Source organism: Anabaena sp. UHCC 0451, assembly GCF_034931405.1.
GTDB lineage: Bacteria > Cyanobacteriota > Cyanobacteriia > Cyanobacteriales > Nostocaceae > RDYJ01.
In genome coordinates this window covers 1-21,909 of record NZ_JAYGHA010000010.1, presented here as the reverse complement: position 1 = coordinate 21,909, position 21,909 = coordinate 1, and the positions used below count along the sequence as shown (strand labels likewise).

The 21,909-nt window shown below is 38.3% G+C and carries 21 protein-coding genes and 1 pseudogene; 15 read left to right on the top strand and 7 right to left on the bottom strand.

The window, feature by feature from the left end; genetic code table 11:
* The 7 genes from ispF to argH form a co-directional block, all read left to right on the top strand.
* A partial coding sequence (gene ispF / locus VB694_RS08770; protein ID WP_323359931.1) for a 2-C-methyl-D-erythritol 2,4-cyclodiphosphate synthase occupies window positions 1-481 on the top strand: 481 nt, incomplete at its 5' end.
* Between the two features lie 34 nt (window positions 482-515).
* Window positions 516-986 (top strand): type I restriction enzyme HsdR N-terminal domain-containing protein, encoded by a 471-nt coding sequence (locus VB694_RS08765; RefSeq protein WP_323359930.1) that lies wholly within the window; start codon window positions 516-518, stop codon window positions 984-986.
* A 43-nt stretch (window positions 987-1,029) separates the two neighbouring features.
* Window positions 1,030-1,656: a PIN domain-containing protein gene (locus VB694_RS08760; RefSeq protein ID WP_323359929.1), complete on the top strand. Its 627-nt coding sequence runs from the start codon at window positions 1,030-1,032 to the stop codon at window positions 1,654-1,656.
* 25 nt (window positions 1,657-1,681) lie between these two features.
* Window positions 1,682-3,469 (top strand): ABC transporter substrate-binding protein, encoded by a 1,788-nt coding sequence (locus tag VB694_RS08755; protein WP_323359928.1) that lies wholly within the window; start codon window positions 1,682-1,684, stop codon window positions 3,467-3,469.
* 135 nt (window positions 3,470-3,604) lie between these two features.
* Window positions 3,605-4,390, top strand: coding sequence for a nickel pincer cofactor biosynthesis protein LarB (gene larB / locus VB694_RS08750; RefSeq protein ID WP_323359927.1), 786 nt, complete (start codon window positions 3,605-3,607; stop codon window positions 4,388-4,390).
* 103 nt (window positions 4,391-4,493) lie between these two features.
* A complete protein-coding gene (locus VB694_RS08745) occupies window positions 4,494-4,706 on the top strand; it encodes a hypothetical protein (protein ID WP_323359926.1) in 213 nt (70 codons plus the stop codon).
* 97 nt (window positions 4,707-4,803) lie between these two features.
* Window positions 4,804-6,186, top strand: coding sequence for an argininosuccinate lyase (gene argH, locus VB694_RS08740; RefSeq protein WP_323359925.1), 1,383 nt, complete (start codon window positions 4,804-4,806; stop codon window positions 6,184-6,186).
* Between the two features lie 241 nt (window positions 6,187-6,427).
* Here the strand turns inward: argH and VB694_RS08735 are convergent, their stop codons facing one another.
* Window positions 6,428-6,598, bottom strand: a complete 171-nt coding sequence (locus VB694_RS08735) for a hypothetical protein (protein WP_323359924.1) — start codon at window positions 6,596-6,598, stop codon at window positions 6,428-6,430.
* Window positions 6,599-7,124: 526 nt separating this feature from the next.
* On the opposite strand from VB694_RS08735, the gene VB694_RS08730 reads away from it, so the two are divergent.
* A complete protein-coding gene (locus tag VB694_RS08730) occupies window positions 7,125-7,619 on the top strand; it encodes an NUDIX hydrolase (protein ID WP_323359923.1) in 495 nt (164 codons plus the stop codon).
* 194 nt (window positions 7,620-7,813) lie between these two features.
* Complete coding sequence (locus tag VB694_RS08725) at window positions 7,814-9,679, top strand: bifunctional serine/threonine-protein kinase/formylglycine-generating enzyme family protein (RefSeq protein ID WP_323359922.1); 1,866 nt, start codon at window positions 7,814-7,816, stop codon at window positions 9,677-9,679.
* A 792-nt stretch (window positions 9,680-10,471) separates the two neighbouring features.
* Here VB694_RS08725 and VB694_RS08720 read toward each other — a convergent pair.
* Window positions 10,472-11,236: a pantothenate kinase gene (locus tag VB694_RS08720; RefSeq protein WP_416233474.1), complete on the bottom strand. Its 765-nt coding sequence runs from the start codon at window positions 11,234-11,236 to the stop codon at window positions 10,472-10,474.
* A 162-nt stretch (window positions 11,237-11,398) separates the two neighbouring features.
* Between VB694_RS08720 and VB694_RS08715 the strand changes: the two genes are divergently transcribed.
* Entirely contained in the window at window positions 11,399-13,147 is a 1,749-nt protein-coding gene (locus VB694_RS08715) for a diflavin flavoprotein (protein WP_323359920.1), read from the top strand.
* Between the two features lie 123 nt (window positions 13,148-13,270).
* On the opposite strand, the gene VB694_RS08710 is transcribed toward VB694_RS08715, so the two are convergent.
* On the bottom strand, window positions 13,271-13,942 hold the full coding sequence (locus VB694_RS08710) for a choice-of-anchor R domain-containing protein (protein ID WP_323360043.1): 672 nt from the start codon (window positions 13,940-13,942) through the stop codon (window positions 13,271-13,273).
* 187 nt (window positions 13,943-14,129) lie between these two features.
* Here VB694_RS08710 and VB694_RS08705 point away from each other — a divergent pair, with 187 nt between their 5' ends.
* Both VB694_RS08705 and VB694_RS08700 read left to right on the top strand, forming a co-directional pair.
* Window positions 14,130-15,038, top strand: coding sequence for a DUF4351 domain-containing protein (locus tag VB694_RS08705; RefSeq protein WP_323359919.1), 909 nt, complete (start codon window positions 14,130-14,132; stop codon window positions 15,036-15,038).
* 117 nt (window positions 15,039-15,155) lie between these two features.
* Window positions 15,156-16,868: a diflavin flavoprotein gene (locus VB694_RS08700; RefSeq protein ID WP_323359918.1), complete on the top strand. Its 1,713-nt coding sequence runs from the start codon at window positions 15,156-15,158 to the stop codon at window positions 16,866-16,868.
* Window positions 16,869-16,913: 45 nt separating this feature from the next.
* Here VB694_RS08700 and VB694_RS08695 read toward each other — a convergent pair whose 3' ends face one another.
* Window positions 16,914-17,171, bottom strand: a complete 258-nt coding sequence (locus tag VB694_RS08695; protein ID WP_323359917.1) for a BrnA antitoxin family protein — start codon at window positions 17,169-17,171, stop codon at window positions 16,914-16,916.
* A gap of 3 nt (window positions 17,172-17,174) precedes the next feature.
* Window positions 17,175-17,441, bottom strand: coding sequence for a BrnT family toxin (locus tag VB694_RS08690; protein WP_323359916.1), 267 nt, complete (start codon window positions 17,439-17,441; stop codon window positions 17,175-17,177).
* A gap of 852 nt (window positions 17,442-18,293) precedes the next feature.
* Between VB694_RS08690 and VB694_RS08685 the strand changes: the two genes are divergently transcribed.
* A complete protein-coding gene (locus VB694_RS08685; protein WP_323359915.1) occupies window positions 18,294-19,076 on the top strand; it encodes a Uma2 family endonuclease in 783 nt (260 codons plus the stop codon).
* A gap of 51 nt (window positions 19,077-19,127) precedes the next feature.
* Window positions 19,128-19,250, top strand: a pseudogene (locus VB694_RS08680) (Uma2 family endonuclease); the annotation flags it as partial.
* Window positions 19,251-19,267: 17 nt separating this feature from the next.
* Here the strand turns inward: VB694_RS08680 and VB694_RS08675 are convergent.
* Complete coding sequence (locus VB694_RS08675; protein ID WP_323359914.1) at window positions 19,268-20,410, bottom strand: IS4 family transposase; 1,143 nt, start codon at window positions 20,408-20,410, stop codon at window positions 19,268-19,270.
* 163 nt (window positions 20,411-20,573) lie between these two features.
* Here VB694_RS08675 and VB694_RS08670 point away from each other — a divergent pair, with 163 nt between their 5' ends.
* Window positions 20,574-20,756, top strand: a complete 183-nt coding sequence (locus VB694_RS08670; RefSeq protein ID WP_416233473.1) for a Uma2 family endonuclease — start codon at window positions 20,574-20,576, stop codon at window positions 20,754-20,756.
* Between the two features lie 57 nt (window positions 20,757-20,813).
* Here the strand turns inward: VB694_RS08670 and VB694_RS08665 are convergent.
* Window positions 20,814-21,909 (bottom strand): serine/threonine-protein kinase (locus tag VB694_RS08665; protein ID WP_323359913.1); only part of this gene is annotated, 1,096 nt, incomplete at its 5' end.

The window sequence follows — 21,909 nt, the reverse complement described above, 5'->3', positions numbered from 1 at the left end:
GAACATCAGAATTGGAAACGGCTACGATATTCACAGATTGGTGAGCGATCGCAATTTAATTTTAGGCGGTGTTCACATTCCCCATGAACTCGGTTTGTTGGGACACAGTGATGCTGATGTCCTAACTCACGCGATTATGGACGCAATGCTAGGAGCATTATCTTTAGGGGACATTGGCCATTATTTCCCCCCCAGTGATCCCAAATGGAAAGGGGCTGATAGTCTTGTACTATTAAAACAGGTACATCAGTTAATTCGTGACCAAGGTTGGAAAATAGGGAATATTGATTCTGTTGTTGTTGCAGAACGTCCAAAATTAAAACCCCATATTGCTACAATGCGGGATAAATTAGCAGCGGTTTTAGAATTAGAACCCAATCAAGTTGGTGTCAAAGCTACAACTAATGAAAAACTGGGTCCCACAGGTAGAGAAGAAGGGATTTGTGCTTATGCTGTGGTTTTGTTGGTAACTGGTGATTAGTTAAATTATTTACTGAATTAGAGGAAACAATGATATGGAGATCAAATTTTCTGATAATATTCCACAATATCTCCCTGACATTGTGTTTAGGAACAGGAATGAAAATATTGTTTTATTGGTTGAAATAAAAGCCGAAAAACTAGAAAATATTTTCAAGCAAAATGCTATTTCTCAATTGAAAACATACTCACAGAATGTCAAAAAAGATATTCCTTTCGGTATGTTAGTTGATTTGGAAGAAATTAATATTTTCGCATTGACTGAAGAGCAAAATATCAAAAATTCAATATCTTTGAAAACAAATGATATACTCAGTACCTACGATCCAGAATTCAGTCAAAAAAGAATATTTCATTTTCATCTAGAAACCCTTGTTAAATCTTGGCTCAGAGATTTAGCATATCATTGGAATTTAGACAGTCCACCAGCATATAATGAAGTAGCCAAAATTGGCTTGTTGTCATTAATGGAAGGCGAAGAACATACTTACATAATCAGAAATTGAATAACATATTTACACTTACATACTTTTTATTAGGAAAATCTAGGTGCTGATACTATACATTGAGACTAATATGATCATGGCTGTTGCCAAAGGAAGAGACTTAGAAGCAGAACAATTACTTCGTAATCCTCCTCCATCAATTAACATAGCTATACCTTCTATTTGTTATATTGAAGCCATTAATACATACAGGAAGGATAAGGAATATCAATTAAAATTTCAAGCAGAAATGGATAAACAGATTAACGAGTCAATACGTGATCAAAAATCTATTCACGCTAAATCTTTTTCTCGGCATTTACAAAAAGCATCTATTGAAAACACACTATTATTAAATGATATCCAAAACCGTTTCTCGGAAATAATAAATTTACTACTGGACAATGCTGAAACTATAAATTTCCAGAATAATATAATTCAGGAAATTGGCTCACAAGTTTTCCTAGAGAAAGAAACTTTATTAATCAAAAATGATCTTATGGAAAACTTGATTTTACAAAGTATTCTTGATCATGCAAATCAGCATCCTAACAAGCAAAAAGTCTTCATAAGTGGTAATACTAAGGACTTTAGGAAACAGAATGTGCAACAAATTTTAAATAGTGCAGGTATAGAATACTTTAGCAATACCAAGGATTTTCTAGGTTGGCTAGAATCTCAATCATCATAATTTAATTATTTTAGGTCAATAGATTATGGCATTTAATAAAAACATTATCACTCACACAAAGCGCCTTTTATTACTCATCACTATCCTGTCCTTTACAGTATTATCAATTACAGGTTGTAACCCCAGCAACTTCAAAAGTAGTTCAAGTCAGCAAGTACCGCAATTAGTAACTAGCATTCTTAGCGATCCCAAAACATTTAACTATGCTCTTAGTTCCGAATCTCCTAATATTTTTGGTTATACTTATGAGGGACTGATTAACCAAAATCCTATCACGGGTAAACTCGAACCAATTTTAGCAGAATCCTGGGAAGTTTCTGAGGATAAATTAAAAATTACATTTACACTGCGCGATAATTTAAAATGGTCAGATGATCAACCTTTAACAGTAGATGATGTCGTATTTACCTATAACGAAATTTATCTGAATGAAGACATACCCACTGACGTCAGAGATATTTTGAGAATTGGTAAAGATCGCAAACTTCCTACTGTGAGAAAAGTTGATAATAGACGGGTAGAATTTAGCGTACCTGAACCTTTTAGACCTTTTTTACAAAATGCTGGTGCTGCTATTTTACCTGCTCATGTATTACGAGAATCGGTAAAAACTAAAGATCAAGATGGTAAACCGAAATTTCTAACAATGTGGGGTGTGGATACACCACCTGAGCAAATTATTGTCAATGGTCCTTATAAACTAGAACGTTACGATACAAGTCAACGGATAATTTTCCGTCGTAACCCCTATTATTGGCGTAAAAATGCTCAAGGTAAACCCCAACCTTATATAGAACGTATTGTTTGGCAAATTGTTGAATCTACAGATACATCTTTGTTGCAATTTCGCTCTGGTGGTTTAGACTCTGTAGGGGTGACACCTGATTATTTCTCTTTGTTGAAGGTTCAAGAAAAACAAGGTAATTTCCAAATTTATAATGGTGGACCATCATCCAGTACAAGTTTTGTTTCTTTTAATTTGAATAAAGGTAAAAGAAATGGTAAACCTCTTGTAGATCCTATTAAATCCCGTTGGTTTAATAGTGTTGAATTTCGCCAAGCTATAGCTTATGCAATTGATAGACAAACCATGATTAATAATACTTTTCGTGGTTTGGGACAAACACAAGATTCACCAATTTCTGTCCAAAGTCCTTATTTTCTTTCTCCAGAAAAAGGGTTGAGAGTTTATAATTACAATCCTGAAAAAGCCAAGGAATTATTACTCAAAGCTGGTTTTAAATACAATGCTCAAAATCAGCTAGAAGATGCTCAAGGAAACCGGGTTAGGTTTGCTTTACTTACCAATGCAGGTAATAAAATTCGTGAAGCAATGGGTTCACAAATTAAACAAGATTTGAGCAAAATCGGTATTCAAGTTGATTTCACACCTTTAGCATGGAATACTTTTCTAGATAAGCTCTCTAATACTTTAGATTGGGAAGCTTCTTTGCTAGGTTTGACTGGTGGTTTAGAACCCAATGATGGGGCAAATGTTTGGTCTCCTGAAGGTGGTTTACATATGTTTAACCAAAAACCCCAGCCAGGACAAAAGCCGATAGAAGGTTGGCAAGTTGCGCCTTGGGAAGCGCAAATACATCAACTTTATATTCAAGGCGCACAAGAATTTGATGAAGCAAAGGTTAAAGAAATTTATGCGGAAAGTCAGCGATTAACACAGGAGAATTTACCGTTTATTTACTTGGTAAATTCCTATTCTCTCTCTGCATTACGAAACCGTTTTGAAGGAATTAACTTTTCTGCTTTGGGTGGTCTATTCTGGAACATTCATGAAATTAAAATTACAAAGTAGGGGACTGGGGACTGGGGACTGGGGACTGGGGACTGGGGACTGGGGACTGGGAAGATGAATAATCTAATTACCAATTACCAATTACCAATTACCAAAATATCAATCTAAAATCCAAAATCTAAAATCCAAAATCGGATGACTCAACCTGAAGCTTTGCGATCGCTCTTAGAAGCTGTTGCTAATGGTAAAATTAGCCCAGATGTAGCATTAGACTCACTCAAAGATTTAGCTTATGAATCTGTAGGTGAGTTTGCTAAAATTGACCACCATCGTCATTTAAGAACCGGTTTCCCGGAAGTAATTTGGGGACCTGGTAAAACACCTGATCAAATTGCTCAAATTATGGAAGTTATGCGTCAGCGTGCTTCTGTAGTCATGTCCACGCGCATTTCCCTTGATGTTTATGTGGCACTGCAAAAAAAAGTCAGAGGTTTGCAATACTTTGAACTAGCGCGAATTTGTGCTATTAAGCCCCCTGTAATTGAACCTATCTTCCCTGGAGAAATTGGCATTCTTTCCGCTGGTACTGCTGATTTACCGGTTGCGGAAGAAGCAGCTGTGACGGCTGAACTTTACGGTTTCCGGGTTCAGCGTCTCTGGGATGTGGGTGTAGCGGGTATTCATCGCTTACTAGATAACCGTCACCTGATTAATTCAGCATCGGTGTTAATTGTAGTGGCGGGTATGGAAGGTGCTTTACCGAGTGTAGTAGCTGGTTTAGCAGATTGTCCTGTCATTGCTGTCCCCACTAGCATCGGTTATGGTGCGAGTTTCGGCGGTTTAGCACCTTTATTAACAATGCTTAATTCTTGCGCTGCTGGTATTGGTGTAGTTAATATTGATAACGGCTTCGGTGCAGCAGTTTTAGCCGGTCAAATTTTGCGAACTTCCGAGAAATTGCGCTTGGCATCTCAGATTTAGTAGGCTATTAAAGTAGAAACTGCGTATAATTGCGGTAACGTGTTAGGGGATAGATTACTTCAAATTCAATAACACAGCTGATAACCCTTTTGGTAAAGGCATTATGGAATATTTACATTTGCATGATACGCTATTTTCCCTATTAGGGAATATACACATTGATATTAACTTTGTGGCTACTAACATTAAAGATCCAGACGTTATAGGACAGATGCAAAATGCTTGGAACAACTTTGTCAAAACAGGACAAATTTGGGCAACGTTGACTGGTATAATTATTGGCTATTTATTTAAGAGTTTAACCAGTTACGGTTAAATGGATTTTAGATTTTGGATTTTGGATTTTGGATTTTGGATTGATGTTGATTCAAAATCTAAGATCACAATGTGTCAATTCCTCTCTCTTCTAATTTATGACCGAAAAACCAACTTGGAGCCAGCGGTTTGAAACCGCCCTACATCCAGCGATCGCTCGTTTTAATGCTAGTATCAGTTTTGATATTGAACTCATAGAATATGACATCACTGGTTCTCAAGCTCATGCCCAAATGCTGGCTCACACAGGAATTATTTCCCCAGAAGAAGGAGAAGCACTGGTTACAGGTTTAGAAAAAGTCCGCCAAGAATACCGACAAGGCCAATTTAAACCTGGTATTGATGCGGAAGATGTGCATTTTGCTGTAGAAAAGCGACTGACAGAAATTGTCGGTGATGTCGGTAAAAAGCTGCATACTGCCCGTTCTCGTAATGACCAAGTAGGAACTGATACCAGACTTTATTTACGCGACCAAATCCAACAAATTCGCCAGTATTTACGGGAATTTCAAACGGTATTACTGGATATTGCGGAACAAAACGTTGAAACCCTGATTCCCGGCTATACTCACCTCCAACGCGCCCAACCTCTGAGTTTAGCTCATCACCTCTTGGCATACTTTCAGATGGCACAACGGGACTGGGAACGCTTAGGAGATGTTGACAAACGGGTGAATATTTCCCCCTTGGGTTGTGGGGCTTTAGCGGGAACAACTTTTCCCATTGACAGACATTACACAGCTGCACTGTTGCATTTTGATAGTGTTTATGCTAATAGCTTGGATGGAGTGAGCGATCGCGATTTTGCCATAGAATTTCTGTGCGCTGCTAGTATAATCATGGTTCACCTCAGCCGTCTTTCAGAAGAAGTCATCCTTTGGGCATCAGAAGAATTTCGCTTTGTTACTCTCAAAGATAGCTGTGCCACAGGTTCTAGCATCATGCCCCAAAAGAAAAACCCCGACGTACCCGAATTAGTGCGCGGGAAAACAGGGCGTGTTTTTGGTCATCTCCAGGCTATGTTAGTAATTATGAAAGGTTTACCCCTGGCTTATAACAAAGACCTGCAAGAAGATAAAGAAGGCATATTTGACAGCGTTAACACAGTCAAAGCCTGTTTAGAAGCAATGACAATTTTGTTGCGGGAAGGTTTAGAATTTCGTACCCAGCGACTAGCACAAGCAGTTACAGAAGACTTTGCTAACGCTACCGATGTAGCAGATTATTTGGCAGCACGAGGCGTACCCTTCCGGGAAGCTTACAATATCGTCGGTAAAGTCGTAAAAACCAGTATAGCTGCTGGTAAACTTCTCAAAGATTTAACCCTAGAAGAGTGGCAACAAATACACCCATCTTTTGAAACGGATATTTATGTAGCTATATCCCCTCGTCAAGTAGTTGCAGCCCGCAATAGTTACGGAGGTACAGGCTTTGAACAAGTTAAACAGGCGATCGCCACAGCCAAAACTCAAATTTTATAACAATGTCTAGGTAATTGGTAATTGGTAATTGGTAATTGGTAATTGGTAATTGGTAATTGGTAATTGGTAATTAAAAAACTCTTTCCAGTCCCCAGTCCCCAGTCCCCAGTCCCCAGTCCCCAGTCCCCAGTCCCCAGTCCCCAGTCCCCTAAAAGTAAGGGCGTACAGATATAAATAAATGTACGCCCAAACACAGCAAATTAATTCCAGAGTAGATATTTAAACCGTCAAAACAGTTAATTTAATCAGCTGCATCAACTGCTGCTGCTCCTGTTTCTTCTTCTTCACTCTTAGGTGGTCTTTGTTGGAATCTTCTTTGCATTCTTCCTGTCGTAGTCCGTTTACGAAACTTTCTGGCATAAGCCTGGTTCCGTAGCGCCTTTTCTTTTTTCGGGTTACGGCGCTTGGCCATATTCACCTCATGAATAAACAACAAAATATCTACACTTAGGCAATATTCAGCTACCGATGTTATGGATACACTTTTAGCCTAGTGCAGAAAATCACAATGCTTTGAACAGCATATCATTATACCCGATTTAAATAGGCTATGTCAAGGTAAATTTATGATCATGTCTTCCATAGAGACAATTTTGATCTCAATCACCCATTTTAGGGATGACAAATATGGTTATAGATGTAACCAAAAAAATAGTTGCTATGTAAGGACTAATTTTGTAACCAGTTGTCAATAATTAAAACTAGCAATACATTTAAGAAGCAGCAAAGATGTATGACTTCAAAAATCGACAAGATTGATAAATCCTATGCGATTACTGAAAGCAGATGTTAAAATTAATTGATTCTCAAGAGTCCCATGAGAATGATCTCCCTAAAACTAAATAGATTTGTATAAAACAAAACGCAATTGATATTTTGTTAGTTACATTTCTATTAAGTGCTAGGCAATTATCAAGTACAACACAAACATTTGAAGATTGAATATTCTGGCTTTTTTTACTTCATTAATCCAGCTTCCACGTAGCTTATGGCACGTTGGACAAACAGTATTGGGTATTATTTTTCGCCATCCCATTACTGGTACTAGTGTGATTCCGATTTTACCTGATGGCCAAATTGTCCTCATTCGACGCAGCGATGATGGTTGTTGGTCTTTGCCTGGTGGTATGGTAGACTGGGGAGAAGATATTCCCAGTGCAGTTCGTCGTGAGTTAATGGAAGAAACCGGACTGGAATTGCTAAAAATTCGGCGTTTAGTGGGAGTTTATTCCGCACCAGATCGAGATCCCAGAATACATTCTATTTGTGTTGTGGTGGAAGCGGAAGTACAAGGGGAAATGAAAACTCAAGATAATTTAGAAGTCCTAGAAATTCAAGCTTTTGATCCTAGTTCTCTTCCAAGACCACGGATGTCTCATGACCATTCCCGACAATTACAAGACTATTTAAATGGTTTAACAACTTTGGCATAGTGGAGAATTTAGAATTTAGAATTTAGAATGAAGAATGAAGAATTTAGAATGAAGTGATTGGTAATGGGTAATTGGTAATGGGTAATTGGTAATTGGGTTATAAACTTCCTCCTGACTCCTGACTCCTGAATATTGCCTTTACTCAAAAAATGTGACACAATAATTACCGTATCTGCTTTTTCTCTGTAAATCAGATGGTTATAGGTGTCAAGCTGCGTCAACGTTATCAAATCATCCGCGTTTTGGGTAGCGGTGCATTTGGTGATACCTACCTAGCAGCAGATTTAGATTTACCTAACCATCCTCAGTGTGTGGTGAAACACCTGCAAATTAAACCACCCAACACCGCAGCAGCTTTACCTATCGCTAGAAGGTTATTTGCACAAGAAGCAGAAGCATTACAGAAATTAGGAACTCATCATCAAATTCCGCAACTCTTCGCTTATTTTGAAGAAAATGGTGAATTTTATTTAGTCCAGGAATTTGTTAAAGGTGAAGATTTAAGTAAGGAAGTTTATCCTCAAAATAAATTACCTGAAAATCAGGTGAAAAAGTTACTCAGAGAAATTTTAGAAGTTTTAATTTTTGTCCATCAACAAAATATTATTCACCGTGATCTAAAACCCCAAAATATCATGCGTCGCAGTGGGGATGGTAAGATTATGTTGATTGACTTTGGTGCAGTTAAGGAAACGATGAGGGTAAATGCCCAAGGTCAAACTATTTTAACCGTTACTATTGGTACTCCTGGTTATATGCCTAGTGAACAAACCGCAGGAAGACCAAAGTTAGCGAGTGATGTTTATGCGGTGGGAATGTTGGGAATTTATGCGTTGACGGGAATACAACCCCACGAATTACCTACAGATCCTACCACTGAAGAGGTAATTTGGCGGAATTGGGCAAATGTCAGTGAAGATTTTGCTAATATTTTAACTAAGATGGTGCGTTATCACTTCAGCGCACGTTACCAAGATGCACAGGAAGCACTCAAAGCTTTAACTCCACCACCACCTCCTCCACCACCACCACCACCTCCTCCTCCTCCTCCAAACCGTCGTCATTTTTTACAACTTGCTAGTGTTGCTGTTGGGAGTTTTGGTTTAGCGGTTGTTGGTAATAAATTATTTTCTGGAAGTGGGGAAAAAACAACTTCTGTTTCGACCACATCTTCTCCTTCACCTTCCCCAGAACCAAGTCCCCAAGTTTCTCAAACTCCTGTTTCGACCACATCCAATAATTCCAACCTGAAAACTTTTAATTTTGAAGTTGTGAAAACCGACTCACGGGGAAGCATTATTGATAGGAGTAATTCTTCCGCAAGATACTATGAGGAAGATTTAGGAAATGGTGTAATTTTGGAAATGGTGGAAATTCCAAGGGGAACTTTTATGATGGGTTCACCCGAAAGTGAGGAAGGGAGCAACGATTCTGAAAGACCCCAACATCAAGTGAGTGTTCCTGGTTTCTTTATCGGCAAATATCAACTGACACAAGCACAATATCAAGCTATTATAGGTAGCAATCCTTCTGAGTTCAAAGGTAATAATCGTCCAGTTGAAACAGTCATGTGGGATAATGCGGTTAAATTCTGTGAACAGTTAAGCCAAAAAACAGGAAAAACCTACAGATTACCGAGTGAAGCGGAATGGGAGTATGCTTGTAGGGCAGGAACTACCACACCATTTTATTTTGGTGAAAGTATTACCACCGATTTGGTAAATTATTATGGTAAATCAACCTACAAAGATGCACCAGAGGGATTATACAGAGAACAAACCACAGATGTAGGAACTTTCCCCCCTAATGCTTTTGGTTTGTATGATATGCACGGGAATGTCTGGGAATGGTGTCAAGATACTTGGCATGAAAATTATATAAACGCGCCTATAGATGGCACTGCTTGGATTGGACAAGACAAGAGTCATGTTCATGTTGTCAGAGGCGGTTCTTGGAAGAGAATTACTAGGCGCTGTCGTTGTGCGACTCGCGACCACGATTTCATCTTCTACAGCAACAACTGCGGTTTTCGAGTTGTGCGAGTTCCCCCCAGGAATTAGTAGCCCTTTACACTTTTGCCTTCTTGCCCTATCGCCGAAGTTGTCTGAATCAGGATGTCCAGGATTTGAGGATTTACAGGATTGAGATTTTCGACTTCTTGGGTTTAGTTATGGGAAAGTAAGAAAAATCTTTTTAGAAGTCGGTTATCTGGGATATACAGATATAGGAATCCCTTGGGTCTGTCTTTTTCATCATAACATAAGCTGTGGAGATGTCAAGAACCTTGAAAATTCGTTGACTGATTTTGGCTTGTTGACATGATTCTCAATAGTTATTGAGAAAAAGCTATTTTTTTTGAGAATCAGGGGGTTAGTTGATCTTTTTTTGTCAGAATCAGGATATCCAGGATTTAAGGATGTACAGGATGGGGTTTTTTGATTTCTGGTGTTGATTTTTTGTCTGAATCAGGATGTCCAGGATTGAAGGATGTACAGGATGGGGTTTTTTGATTTCTGGTGTTTGGTTATTTAAAGGTATGATAATTTAGGGATTTTGGAACAGTTTAGCAGATTCTAGATTGTGCGATCGCCCAATACCAATTATTCCCCAAATCAAAATTATTCAAATTATTCAAATTGTAAGGGTTTAGCATTGCTAAACCCCTACCCCAATATTTACGTTTTTTCAACATATCATCAAAAAAAATCCTGTAAATCCTGAAATCCTGGATATCCTGATTCTGACAAATACAAACTTATCCCAAATCAAAATTATTCAAATCATCAAATCCCGGATATCCTAATTCAGATAAATTAGTATATATTAATCAATCAATCATTAAGCAATATTATCTACTGCCGATTCACCATAAATATTTCCCTCATTCCCCAAAAAATCAAATTTTTTTCTAAGACTAACTTTTCTTCTAGTTCTGGAAACTGTGTTTGTAGATGGGTTTTTAATAAATTACTATCACCGCCGGTAATTGCTATTTTACTTTCAGGAAATAACGATAACCAATTATCAATAAAATCCTTAATTCCTGCTAATAAACTGTAAATTATTCCACTTTGAATTGCTTCGTTTGTATTGATGGCAAAACGTGGAGGTAAAGCGGTAATTACATTTGTTTCTAATAATGGTAATTGTCCTGTATTTTGCCCCAAACTGGTAAACTGTAGACTTAATCCCGGCAAAATTGCCCCACCAACTAAACGTTTATTTGCATCTATACCTGTGAAAGTAACAGCCGTGCCGGCATCAATGACTAAAATGGGAAATCCATAAGTTTTTCCTGCACCATATAAAGCCAGGGCGCGATCAATTCCTAATGTGCGATACATACCCTTGACAGGGATGTGATTTAAGGTAATTAAGCGAGCATTCGGGTAAGTTTGCCAAAGTTTTGTTTGATTAGGAACTACGGAAGCTAAAACCAGAGTCATGGGGAAGTTGGAAGAGAGGAAGATGGGACGAGAGGAAGATGGTGAAAGAGGAAGAGTATTTGTTTTAGCTAACCTTTGCATATCAAATTCTGATAGATGCGCTGTATCCCAAGCTGAATTGAGGTCATTGTCCACAAATAACGCCCAATGTAAGCGGGAATTGCCAATCATTAATCCTAGCCAAAGATTGTCTGTGTGTTGTTGCTGGGTATTTTGTTTCACACGTTTAACTTTTTTAAGTCATTGATTATATATTTTAATAAATATTCATATTCAAGCCGTGCCACAATAAAGCCAGAGGAATAAATACTCATTTTGTCAAGGAGGGGAGTTATGGTATTGCTCACCGATAAGCATGATGGACAGGGAAGCCTGTCCCCTGAAAAACGGCTCACCATACAGACTGTAGAAATTGCTCAGGATACAACGGCGATTCGTTCTTTGGACTGGGATCGCGATCGCTTTGATATTGAGTTTGGTCTGCAAAACGGTACAACATATAACTCATTTTTAATCCGTGGTGAGCAAACAGCCTTAGTTGATACATCTCACGAAAAATTTCGTCAGCTATATTTTGATACACTCACGGGTTTAATCAATCCGCAAGATATTGATTATTTAATTATCAGCCACACAGAACCAGACCACAGTGGCTTAGTTAAAGATTTGCTGAATAAAGCTCCTGAGATAACTGTGGTAGGTTCTAAGGTAGCAATTCAATTTTTAGAAGATTTGGTACATCGGCCTTTTAAACGGCGTATTGTCAAAAATGGCGATCGCTTGGATCTCGGTAATGGTCACGAGTTTGAATTTGTAATTGCGCCTAATTTACACTGGCCTGATACTATTTTCAGCTTTGACCACCAAACCCAAACCCTGTTTACCTGTGATGCTTTTGGGTTGCATTACTGCACAGAGAGTACATTTGATGACGATTTAGCAGCAATTGAAAAAGATTTTCAATATTACTATGATTGCTTGATGGGTCCTAATGCCCGTTCTGTGCTTTCTGCAATGAAGCGGATGGGAGAGTTGAAAACCATCAAAATGATTGCTACAGGTCATGGTCCGTTATTATATCACAATGTTGAAGAATTAACTGGACGTTACCGCAATTGGAGTCAAAACCAAACCAAAGCAGAAACAACTGTTGGTGTATTTTATATTTCCGAGTATGGATTTAGCGATCGCCTAGCTCAATCAATCACCAACGGTATCGTTAAAACAGGCGTAGCCGTGGAAATGGTCGATTTGGGTGGAGCAGTCGATTTACAAGAGTTACGGGAGCTTGTAGGACGCTGTACAGGACTAGTTGTGGGGATGTCACCAGCCACGGAAAACCCTACTATTCAAGCTGCACTTAGCACGGTTTTAGGTTCTGCCAAAGAAAAACAAGCGATCGGTATTTTTGAAACTGGTGGTGGAAATGATGAACCCACCTACCCATTATTAAATCAATTCCGGGCTGCGGGTTTAAATGTTGCTTTCCCTGTCATTGAAATTCGGGAAACACCGACAGAAAACATTTACAAAAAATGCGAAGAAGCGGGAACTGATTTAGGTCAATGGGTAACAAGAGATAAAAGCATCAAAGCCATGAAATCTCTCGGTGCTGACTTAGATAAAGCCTTGGGGAGAATTAGCGGCGGTTTATATATCATCACAGCTAAAAAAGGCGATGTATCCAGCGCCATGTTAGCTTCTTGGGTGAGTCAAGCTAGTTTTAAACCCTTGGGATTTTCCATTGCAGTAGCTAAAGATCGGGCGATTGAATCACTTATGCAAGTAGGCGATCGCTTTATTCTCAATGTATTAGAAGAGGACAACTATCAACCATTAATGAAACACTTCTTAAAACGGTTCGCTCCCGGTGCAGATCGTTTTGAAGGAATAAAAACCCAACCAGCAGAAAATGGAGCGCCCATTTTAGGTGATGCTTTAGCTTACATGGAATGCGAAGTAGTCAGCAGAATGGACTGTGGCGATCATTGGGCGGTGTATAGTACGGTTTATGCGGGTAGAGTATCTAAACCTGAAGCACTTACAGCAGTTCACCACCGGAAGGTAGGAAACCACTATTAAGGTGACAGGTGACAGTAGGGTGGGTAATACCCACCTTGCTAAAAAATCGAACCGCAGAGGACGCAGAGAACGCAGAGAAATTAGAGTTTCAGAGATAGTTTGGTTGAGATTAACTCTGCAAAATCAAGAATTAACCGACTTTACCAAAATCTTCCCAGCAGACTTCTTCTTCAACCCTCTACGCACCAACCAAGCACCTCCCAAAATCGCTAAACTAGCCTGATGACTAAACTCAAAGGGAACAGGAGTGGATGGAACTTCAGTAGCGTTAATTTGGAAAGAGTATTGGAGAGTCCACGGAGCATAGGTTGAACCAGTATTAGCAGTAAGTTGATAGCCATTGCTAGTCATACCACTAATTCCAGTGGGCGTAACACTTGGTTGATTCCTCATCCAATTATCATCACCAGCACTAGCATTCACCAAAAGCCAATAGCGTGTATCTGCCAAAAAGGTGAAAGTGGTAGTTGGGATGAAGTTAAAGTTCCCGACTGCATCACTACTAGAGTTAGGATTATTAAACGTCACTGACTCAAGAGTTGCACCAAGGGGATTGCTGCTAGTTTTGCCAGAATCCCTATAGATTTGTATTAGTGCCACATCACCCGTACTAGTATTGTAGTTCCTGAGACGAAAGTCAATGCTATTTAGAGTGTAGTTACTACCTGTGGGTAAAGTAAATCCAACGGCTATTGAAGTAGTTGGAAACATGCTAATGCTTCCACCGTCATTTGTAGATGAATAGTTACCCCATAAGGTAGTGAGTGCCTGTGCAGAGCTAGAAAAGGCTAGAATGCTTGCCAGGGAAGCAACTACCCCCCCATTTTTTGAAAATTACTGCTGATCATGATTTTCTGAGTCCGATTAATTTGCTTGTCTGTAGCGACTCCGTAGTCATCCATATTGTATTCTTTCATATACAGAGATGTCAATATCACGGTGATCATACTATAAGTGTAAATAGTCATTACTAAAAATACAAATGATAGATCATGAGAGACTATTCAAAGAATTGATCCAAACATTCTTTTGGGAATTTATAGAACTGTTTTTGCCAGAAGTTTTAGATTATGTAGATAAAGACAGTCTCACATTTTTACCAGAAGAAATATTTACAGATGTTACCGCAGGTGAAAAAAGAAAAATAGATATATTAGCGCAAGTAAAATGGAGTGGAGAAGATCGTTATTTTCTTGTTCATATAGAGAACCAGGCTTATAATCAAAAAGAAATTGAACGGCGGATGTTTCACTTGTTTCACTATTTTGCCCGGTTAGATGCTAAATACTTGTTGCCTATATTTCCCATAGTTATTTTTTCCTACGACGAACCAAAACGCCCAGAAAAAAGCCAATATTCAGTCAATTTCCCAAATAGAAAAATTCTAGAATTTAATTACCATGCTATTCAACTCAATAACCTCAAATGGCGAGACTTTTTAAATCATAAAAACCCTGTAGCAGCAGCATTAATGTCAAAAATGGACTTTACACCAGCAGAAAGAGTCCGAGTAAAAATAGAATGTTTAAGAATGTTAGTCACATTGCAGTTAAATCCTGCTAAAATGCAATTAATTTCTGGTTTTATTGACACATACCTAAAGTTAGATGCAACTGAAGAAGAACAATTCAACACCGAACTCAAACAAGCTAACTTAGTGGAAGAGGAACAAGTTATGGAAATTGTTACCAGTTGGATGGAAAAAGGAATTGTACAGGGGGAGCAAAAAATTGTTAAAAGACAACTCAAGCGAAAATTTCAGAATATTGATGCTACTGTAGAAAGTAGAATTAATAATTTATCTCCCACACAAATAGAGAATTTAGCAGATGCAATTTTGGATCTTCAATCATTAGAAGATTTAAGCAACTGGTTGGATCAGCAAAAATAATATTTAAACCTGAAAGATCCAATTTATTATTCTCTATTCCTGGGAGATATTCAACTAAAAGACTCAAATTTTTTCCAACACAATAACATTAAAAAATGACAATAGGAGATTACATTTATGTCAGAAAATACTAAACCCCGTGATGTGCAAATATTGCCCATTGGTACAGATATAACAATATTGCGATCGCGCAGTTGGACAAGATTACGATTTGAAATAGAATATGCTTTAGCTAAAGGCACAACAGCTAATTCTTTTTTAATTCAAGGTGATAAAATCGCCATTATTGACCCACCTGGGGAAACTTTTACGCAGATTTATTTAGATGCTTTACAAAAACGGATTGATATTAAAGCAGTTGATTATGTAATTCTTGGTCACGTCAATCCTAACCGGGCTGCAACATTAAAAGCTTTACTAGAAATTGCCCCACAAATTACTTTTGTTTGTTCAAATCCAGGGGCGATAAATTTAAAAGCAGCATTGGAAAGTCAGGATTTACCAATTTTGGTAATGCGGGGAGATGAAACTTTAGATTTAGGTAAAGGTCATCATTTGCAGTTTATTCCTACACCTAACCCCCGTTATGCAGATGCACTTTGCACTTATGATTCCCAAACAGAAATCTTATTTTCTGATAAGTTATTCGGAGCGCACATTTGTGGTGATCAAGTATTTGATGAAGGTTGGGAAGTATTTAACGAAGATCGCCGTTATTATTTCGATTGTTTATTTGCTCCCCATGCTAGACAAGCAGAAACCGCTTTGGATAAATTAGCAGATTTGCCGGTGAGGTTGTATGCCACTGGTCACGGTCCATTGGTAAGATACGCTTTACAGGAACTTAATCACTCTTATCGGGAATGGATTAAGCAACAAACTAACGCAGAAATGAGCGTAGCTTTGATTTATGCTTCCGCCTATGGAAATACTGCAACTTTAGCTGGTGCGATCGCTCGTGGTATAACTAAAGCAGGTGTGAGTGTAGAATCAATTAACTGCGAATTTGCTGACCCGGAAGAAATCAAAACCGCAATTGAAAAATCAGCAGGTTTTGTGATTGGTTCTCCCACATTAGGAGGACACGCACCCACACCAGTCCAAACCGCTTTAGGTATTGTTTTATCAACAGCAACTAACAATAAATTAGCAGGTGTTTTTGGTTCTTTTGGTTGGAGTGGAGAAGCCGTTGATTTAATAGAAAGCAAACTTAAAGATGCAGGTTACAGATTTGGTTTTGAAACCATCCGCGTCAAGTTCAAACCCAATGAAGTCACTTTACAAACCTGCGAAGAAGCAGGTACAGATTTTGCTCAAGCATTGAAAAAAGCAGCCAAAAAAACTGTTGTAGCTAAACAACCTGCGACTAATGTCGAACAAGCTGTAGGTCGTATTGTCGGTTCTCTGTGTGTTGTCACCGCTACTCAAGGGGAAGTCAAAACGGGAATGTTAGCATCTTGGGTGACACAAGCCAGCTTTAATCCTCCTGGGTTAACTATTGCAGTTGCTAAAGATCGGGCGATGGAAACCATGACTTATACTGGTAATCAATTTGTAGTTAATATCTTGGCTGAAGGTCGGGAAATACGCAAGCATTTTATGAAGGTTTACACCCCTGGACAAGATAGATTTGCGGGTTTGGAAACAGAAGAAGCTAGTAATGGCGGTGTAATTCTCTCTGGTGCTTTAGCTTATCTAGAATGTTCTGTCCAAAGTCGTATGGAAGCCGGTGATCATTGGTTGGTTTATGCGACTGTTAATGATGGGAAAGTGTTAAATCAAGATGCTGTCACAGCGGTACATTATCGCAAATCCGCGAGTTATTATTAATACCTTACCTCTTAGCCCCTCCCCGCTGTTTCGTGGAGGGGTAATTTATTTACCCATTTGGCCTAATTCTTCTCGTAATACTCGCCGTAGCGTTGCTTCTAATGGTTCACGGCGTTGTTGAATATAATCAAGTAAAGCATCATTAATCAATGTTTGGTAATTTCCCCCACCTGCTTGGTGTACTTGCTCACGAAACCATGCCAGTATTTCATCATCTAGGCGAATTGTAATCCGAGTTTTTCCCGGTGGTGTGGGTTCAATTGCACCCCGTTTACCTTGACTAAAATTATACTCAGTTTCCATAGTTTATTCTTCCTGATATTGTCTTTGCTCATAATTTGTGGCTTTGCGAGCAGAAATTAATCTAATCTCATCATCACGCCATGTATACACAACTACTAAAATTTGACCAAAGGCATCCATTCCAATAGTGATAAATCTTTCTTCATCAAAACGCTCATCTGTGATGGTAGTTGCTAAATCATCTGAAAAAACTGATACTGCATCAGCAAAATCAATCCCGTGTTTACGAAAATTGGCTGCTGCTTTATCTCTATCCCACTGATACGACATTTAAATATATTGTATGCACATTCGTACATATTAACCATGTTTTATTTCAGTTATTTTACTTGTTTTAGAATGGAATTAAACCGTAGATAAATTGCTCGTTCCCAGACTCCGGCTGGGAATGCCTACCAGGAGGCTCTGCCTCCAAACCCAGAATACAAGCCATTTTACCCGATTTTGTGCTGGTACTTGAGGCAGAGCCTCATCAACTGCATTCCTAGTCAGAGACTAGGAACGAGGAAAACTCGTTACGATAATCTAAAAACTCCTGTAAGTAAGACTTGACGACGGTAGAGAAGGTTGATATGATATATATATCAAATGAAAAAAGGGCAGACTGCGAAAATCTACCCTAATTCTTATTCATCACGAAGTTATTTGCAGTAACTTACGTTTTACGCTGTTTATTGGTCTTATTTTAACCTTTCAACGATAGCCAAAATCGTTGTAGCTAGGGAATCTGACTTTTGAAAAATAAAGGCAACAACAAGTAAAGCTAGTATAACTAGCAACAGTTCCAGCATACCAATTTTCTTCAGTATCATAATTTTCTCCTTGTGAGTTTAAATTAAAACAAACATACATTGAACAAATTAGACCAGCGCCCTAATAAATATCGGAGCGTGGTTTTTTGCTAATGTAATATCACTAAATTTTAACACTTAAATCTAAAAAATTAAAAATAATTTTTAATTTCTCGATACCAGCACCATAAGTAGAGTTTGTTGATAACTACAAAATTATTAAAGTGTGTAAATCTAGTTCTCAAGTAATAAGGTTAGCACTGGATTTATTGCAATATCAAGAATTAAAACAAGCATAGAGTGAAGTTGACATTTCTTTTTTGCAGCCGTTATGTATCAAACAGACCCACCGCGTCCGGCTAAGGAATTCCTACCAACAATGTATGATTTACCTAGCGAAGATCCAGAGGAACCCGGTTTGCCAGACGAATTTCATCTTTTACAACCCCAGTTATTGCGGGAAACTTTTTGTCCGTCAAACTTCCCAGAAAATCAGGTATTTATCGCCACAGACTTAAATCTTTACTACGATGTTCATCATCCATTATGGTATAAACGCCCTGACTGGTTTGCTGTCGTTGATGTCCCCAGGTTGTATGCACAAAAAGAACTGCGGCTGAGTTATGTAGTTTGGCAAGAAGGCGTTAATCCTTTTGTAGTGGTAGAATTTATTTCACCAGGAACAGAAAAAGAAGATTTAGGGAGAACCTTACGAGATGCTAGTCAACCTCCAACTAAATGGGAAGTTTACGAACGAGTTTTAAGAGTACCCTATTATATAGTTTTTGACCGTTACACTGACCAGTTAAGAGCATTTCAGTTACAGGGAAGTAGTTATGCTGAATTGGAAATCAATCAACTGCGTGTATGGCTAAATGATATTGAATTAGGTTTGGGACTGTGGCAAGGTGTCTATCAAGGCATTGAACGGCAGTGGTTACGCTGGTATGATGGTTCGGGTAACTGGGTTCTCACACCGGCAGAACGGGAAAGAAAACAAGGGGAGCGAGAAAAACAACGCGCAAATAAAGAAAGAATACGAGCAGAAAGATTAGCAGCACAATTACGCGCTCTTGGTATTGAACCTGATTTTGGTGATGATGAAGAGGACTAAATGGTTGATTTTGAAAAATTTAAACCAGAACAATTGCACTAATAATCTCGCATGAATACCGTCACCTTAAACCTAGATCCGATTATTCACCTTACAGACGATCAGTTTTACCAACTCTGTACCGATAATAAAGACTTAAACCTAGAACTAACCGCAACAGGACAACTAATTTTGAGGGGGCGACAAAGGAGCTAAAGAGGTTGCTGGATAAGCATTACAGCCCTCATACCCTGCCGATAAAATGGCATCTTATTGCGAACAGATGCCATCATTTCCAAGACCAATTCTTGACACCCATTCATAGAAACTATCCAACTAGAACCATACAAACCTATCCAAAAATCACTATGTCTTTTTCTAGTTCTTTTATTTTCACTCATCCGACAAACATAAGATTGTTTTCTTTGAGATTGAGTTTTTTTACCCTGTAACCATGCAGAAGTCATTGCTAAAGCAATCAATAAAATTATCCGCACAAGTCTATCGGGAGAAGCCTGAGAACCTTCTAAATTATAACCTCCAGTTTTACAATCTTTAAACATCGCTTCAATCCCAAAACGTTGACCATATATTTTGATAGTAGTTGATATATCTGTGAGATTAGTTGATAAATACCAAGGTTCTAATTCTTGCTTACCACGATACTTCCGTTTCCAATAAACGGCTAAATTACAACTACCAAAACCTTTCTCCTGTGTGAGATTAACATTTTCATAAAATCTCCGACCTCCCGGATAAATTGGAATTGTACTCAATGGTTGGAATTTTTGTCTTTTCTCTCGAAATGTGGTATCTTTTTTCTGTCTGAAGATATACTTCAAACCCTGACTATGTAACCATTTCCTTAACTCAGCACCATGAAATTCCCTATCGCCAATAATGACTAATTGATAATTTTTCAATAACCTAATTACCGGACGTAATACTTTCTGTTGTTCTTGAAGGTTACTACAACCTTCTTTATCTAGCAGACACCAATATATTGGTAATGCTCTTTTTTTATAAATTACACTTACCATCAGAATATTGTTATCTTTCCATTGGGTTCTGTCTATGGCAATAACCAATTGGGAGAGCGGTTTAAAGAATCGTGCTAAAATGGCTGAAATAATTGGAAACCATAACAACACTACACTCAACTTATTAGAGTTCAAAAATCTTTGTATATGACGACGACGGCTATTTTCTTGTATTGGTAACGGTAGATTAGCAGCCAATCTTTCTATTCTGACTTCCTTTTGTGTTTGAAGCACCCATACCAGCATTTTTAGGGTGATTAACTGTCTATGAGTCAGGTATTTTTCGAGGATTTCTTGATAAAATGATGGTAGCATTTATTTTTGTGGTCTTGTTATTTTGACGAGACCATTCTTTTTTACCATCAAACTGCACCCTCTAGATATCTGCTTAATAACCTCACATCATTGTCAATAAGCACCAGATTTTTTCAGGGGGTCTATCATCTCAAACCCTTTGTCTGTCTTGGTTTTACCTTGCTTGTCGCCCCCTCAACAACTAATTATTCTCCCAGGTTCAGGAGGAGAAAAAGGTATTCAAGAAGCTGACTTAAATGCTAGTGTAGTTAACTGGAATTACCAAACAAAATTAGGAATAGTATTTAGTTCCTCAACCATCTTCCGACTTCCTAATAATGCAAAATGTTCACCAGATTTTGCTTAGATAAAATTATAATTAACTGAAAGATTGACGTTCCCAATTCTCTTTTTCAAACATCCTCTAACTCGTAATTTCTATATTTAACCAATCACTTAATTCTCTAGCTAACCATTCTAATTCTGCTTCAGATTTAATTAGCCCAACATTAACATCAAGTGAAAATTTTGTTACTCCTGCCCAAATCTCTAATTGTGCTGGTACTTGAGTTCTGTCACCATCAGAATCTTTAGTCAAGTGTTTAGGAATATAAACCAATTTAGTAATACTATCTCTAGGGGCTGAACGAGTACGACGAATTTTAAATCCCCATAACTTATGGATAAAGGCAATTTGCTGACTATCTATACACAGTTGAATACTACCAAATAGACTAAATAATACACCATAAATCATAGAAAAACCCGCACCCCAAAAAGGCAGTGAAAACAAAGCAAAGGGGACGTTGATCGGAAAAGGTGCAGCGAGAGCGCCAATAGTCCAAAATAAAATAAATGAATTCCAGGCAATTGCAAATAAACTCAGGAATACCATTGACGGTTGAAAGCCAACCGGGGGAATAATAATTTCTAAAGTGTCTTCATTTTTAGTAAGTTGAATTTTACTACCTGCTGGTTTGCCAACAGTTAAAGCTGTAATATCTGTGTATTCTGGTTGTTTTAAAGCTGTGAGTGCTTGAATTGCTGATGAAAACCGCTTTGCTAAATCTGGTTCTATCATTCGCTTTAACCAGTTAGTTAAGTTAGGACTGAGGTTAGCAACTTGCTCAAATTGAATGCGAAAATCTTTTTGTGGTAAGTCCGCTGGTTGAATACCCGTGACCAAATAAATCAGAGTTGCACCTAAACTATAGAGGTCAGAAGCGGGAACGGTGCGGCCACCAAATTGTTCTTGTGGCATATATCCATAAGTCCCGACAACGGTTCTTGTCCCTGTTTCTGCGGATAAAACGGTTTGAACTGAACCAAAATCTATGAGATAGACTTGACCTGCACTATTGCCAGACCGCTCTGCTAACAAAATATTGCTAGGCTTAATGTCACGATGGATCACTGGTGGATGTAATCCATGGAGATACACGAGAATCTCCAAAACTGATGAAGCTATCTCCTTAACTTCAGCTTCTGTCAAAGTCCTACCAGCTTGTAAGTGTTGATCG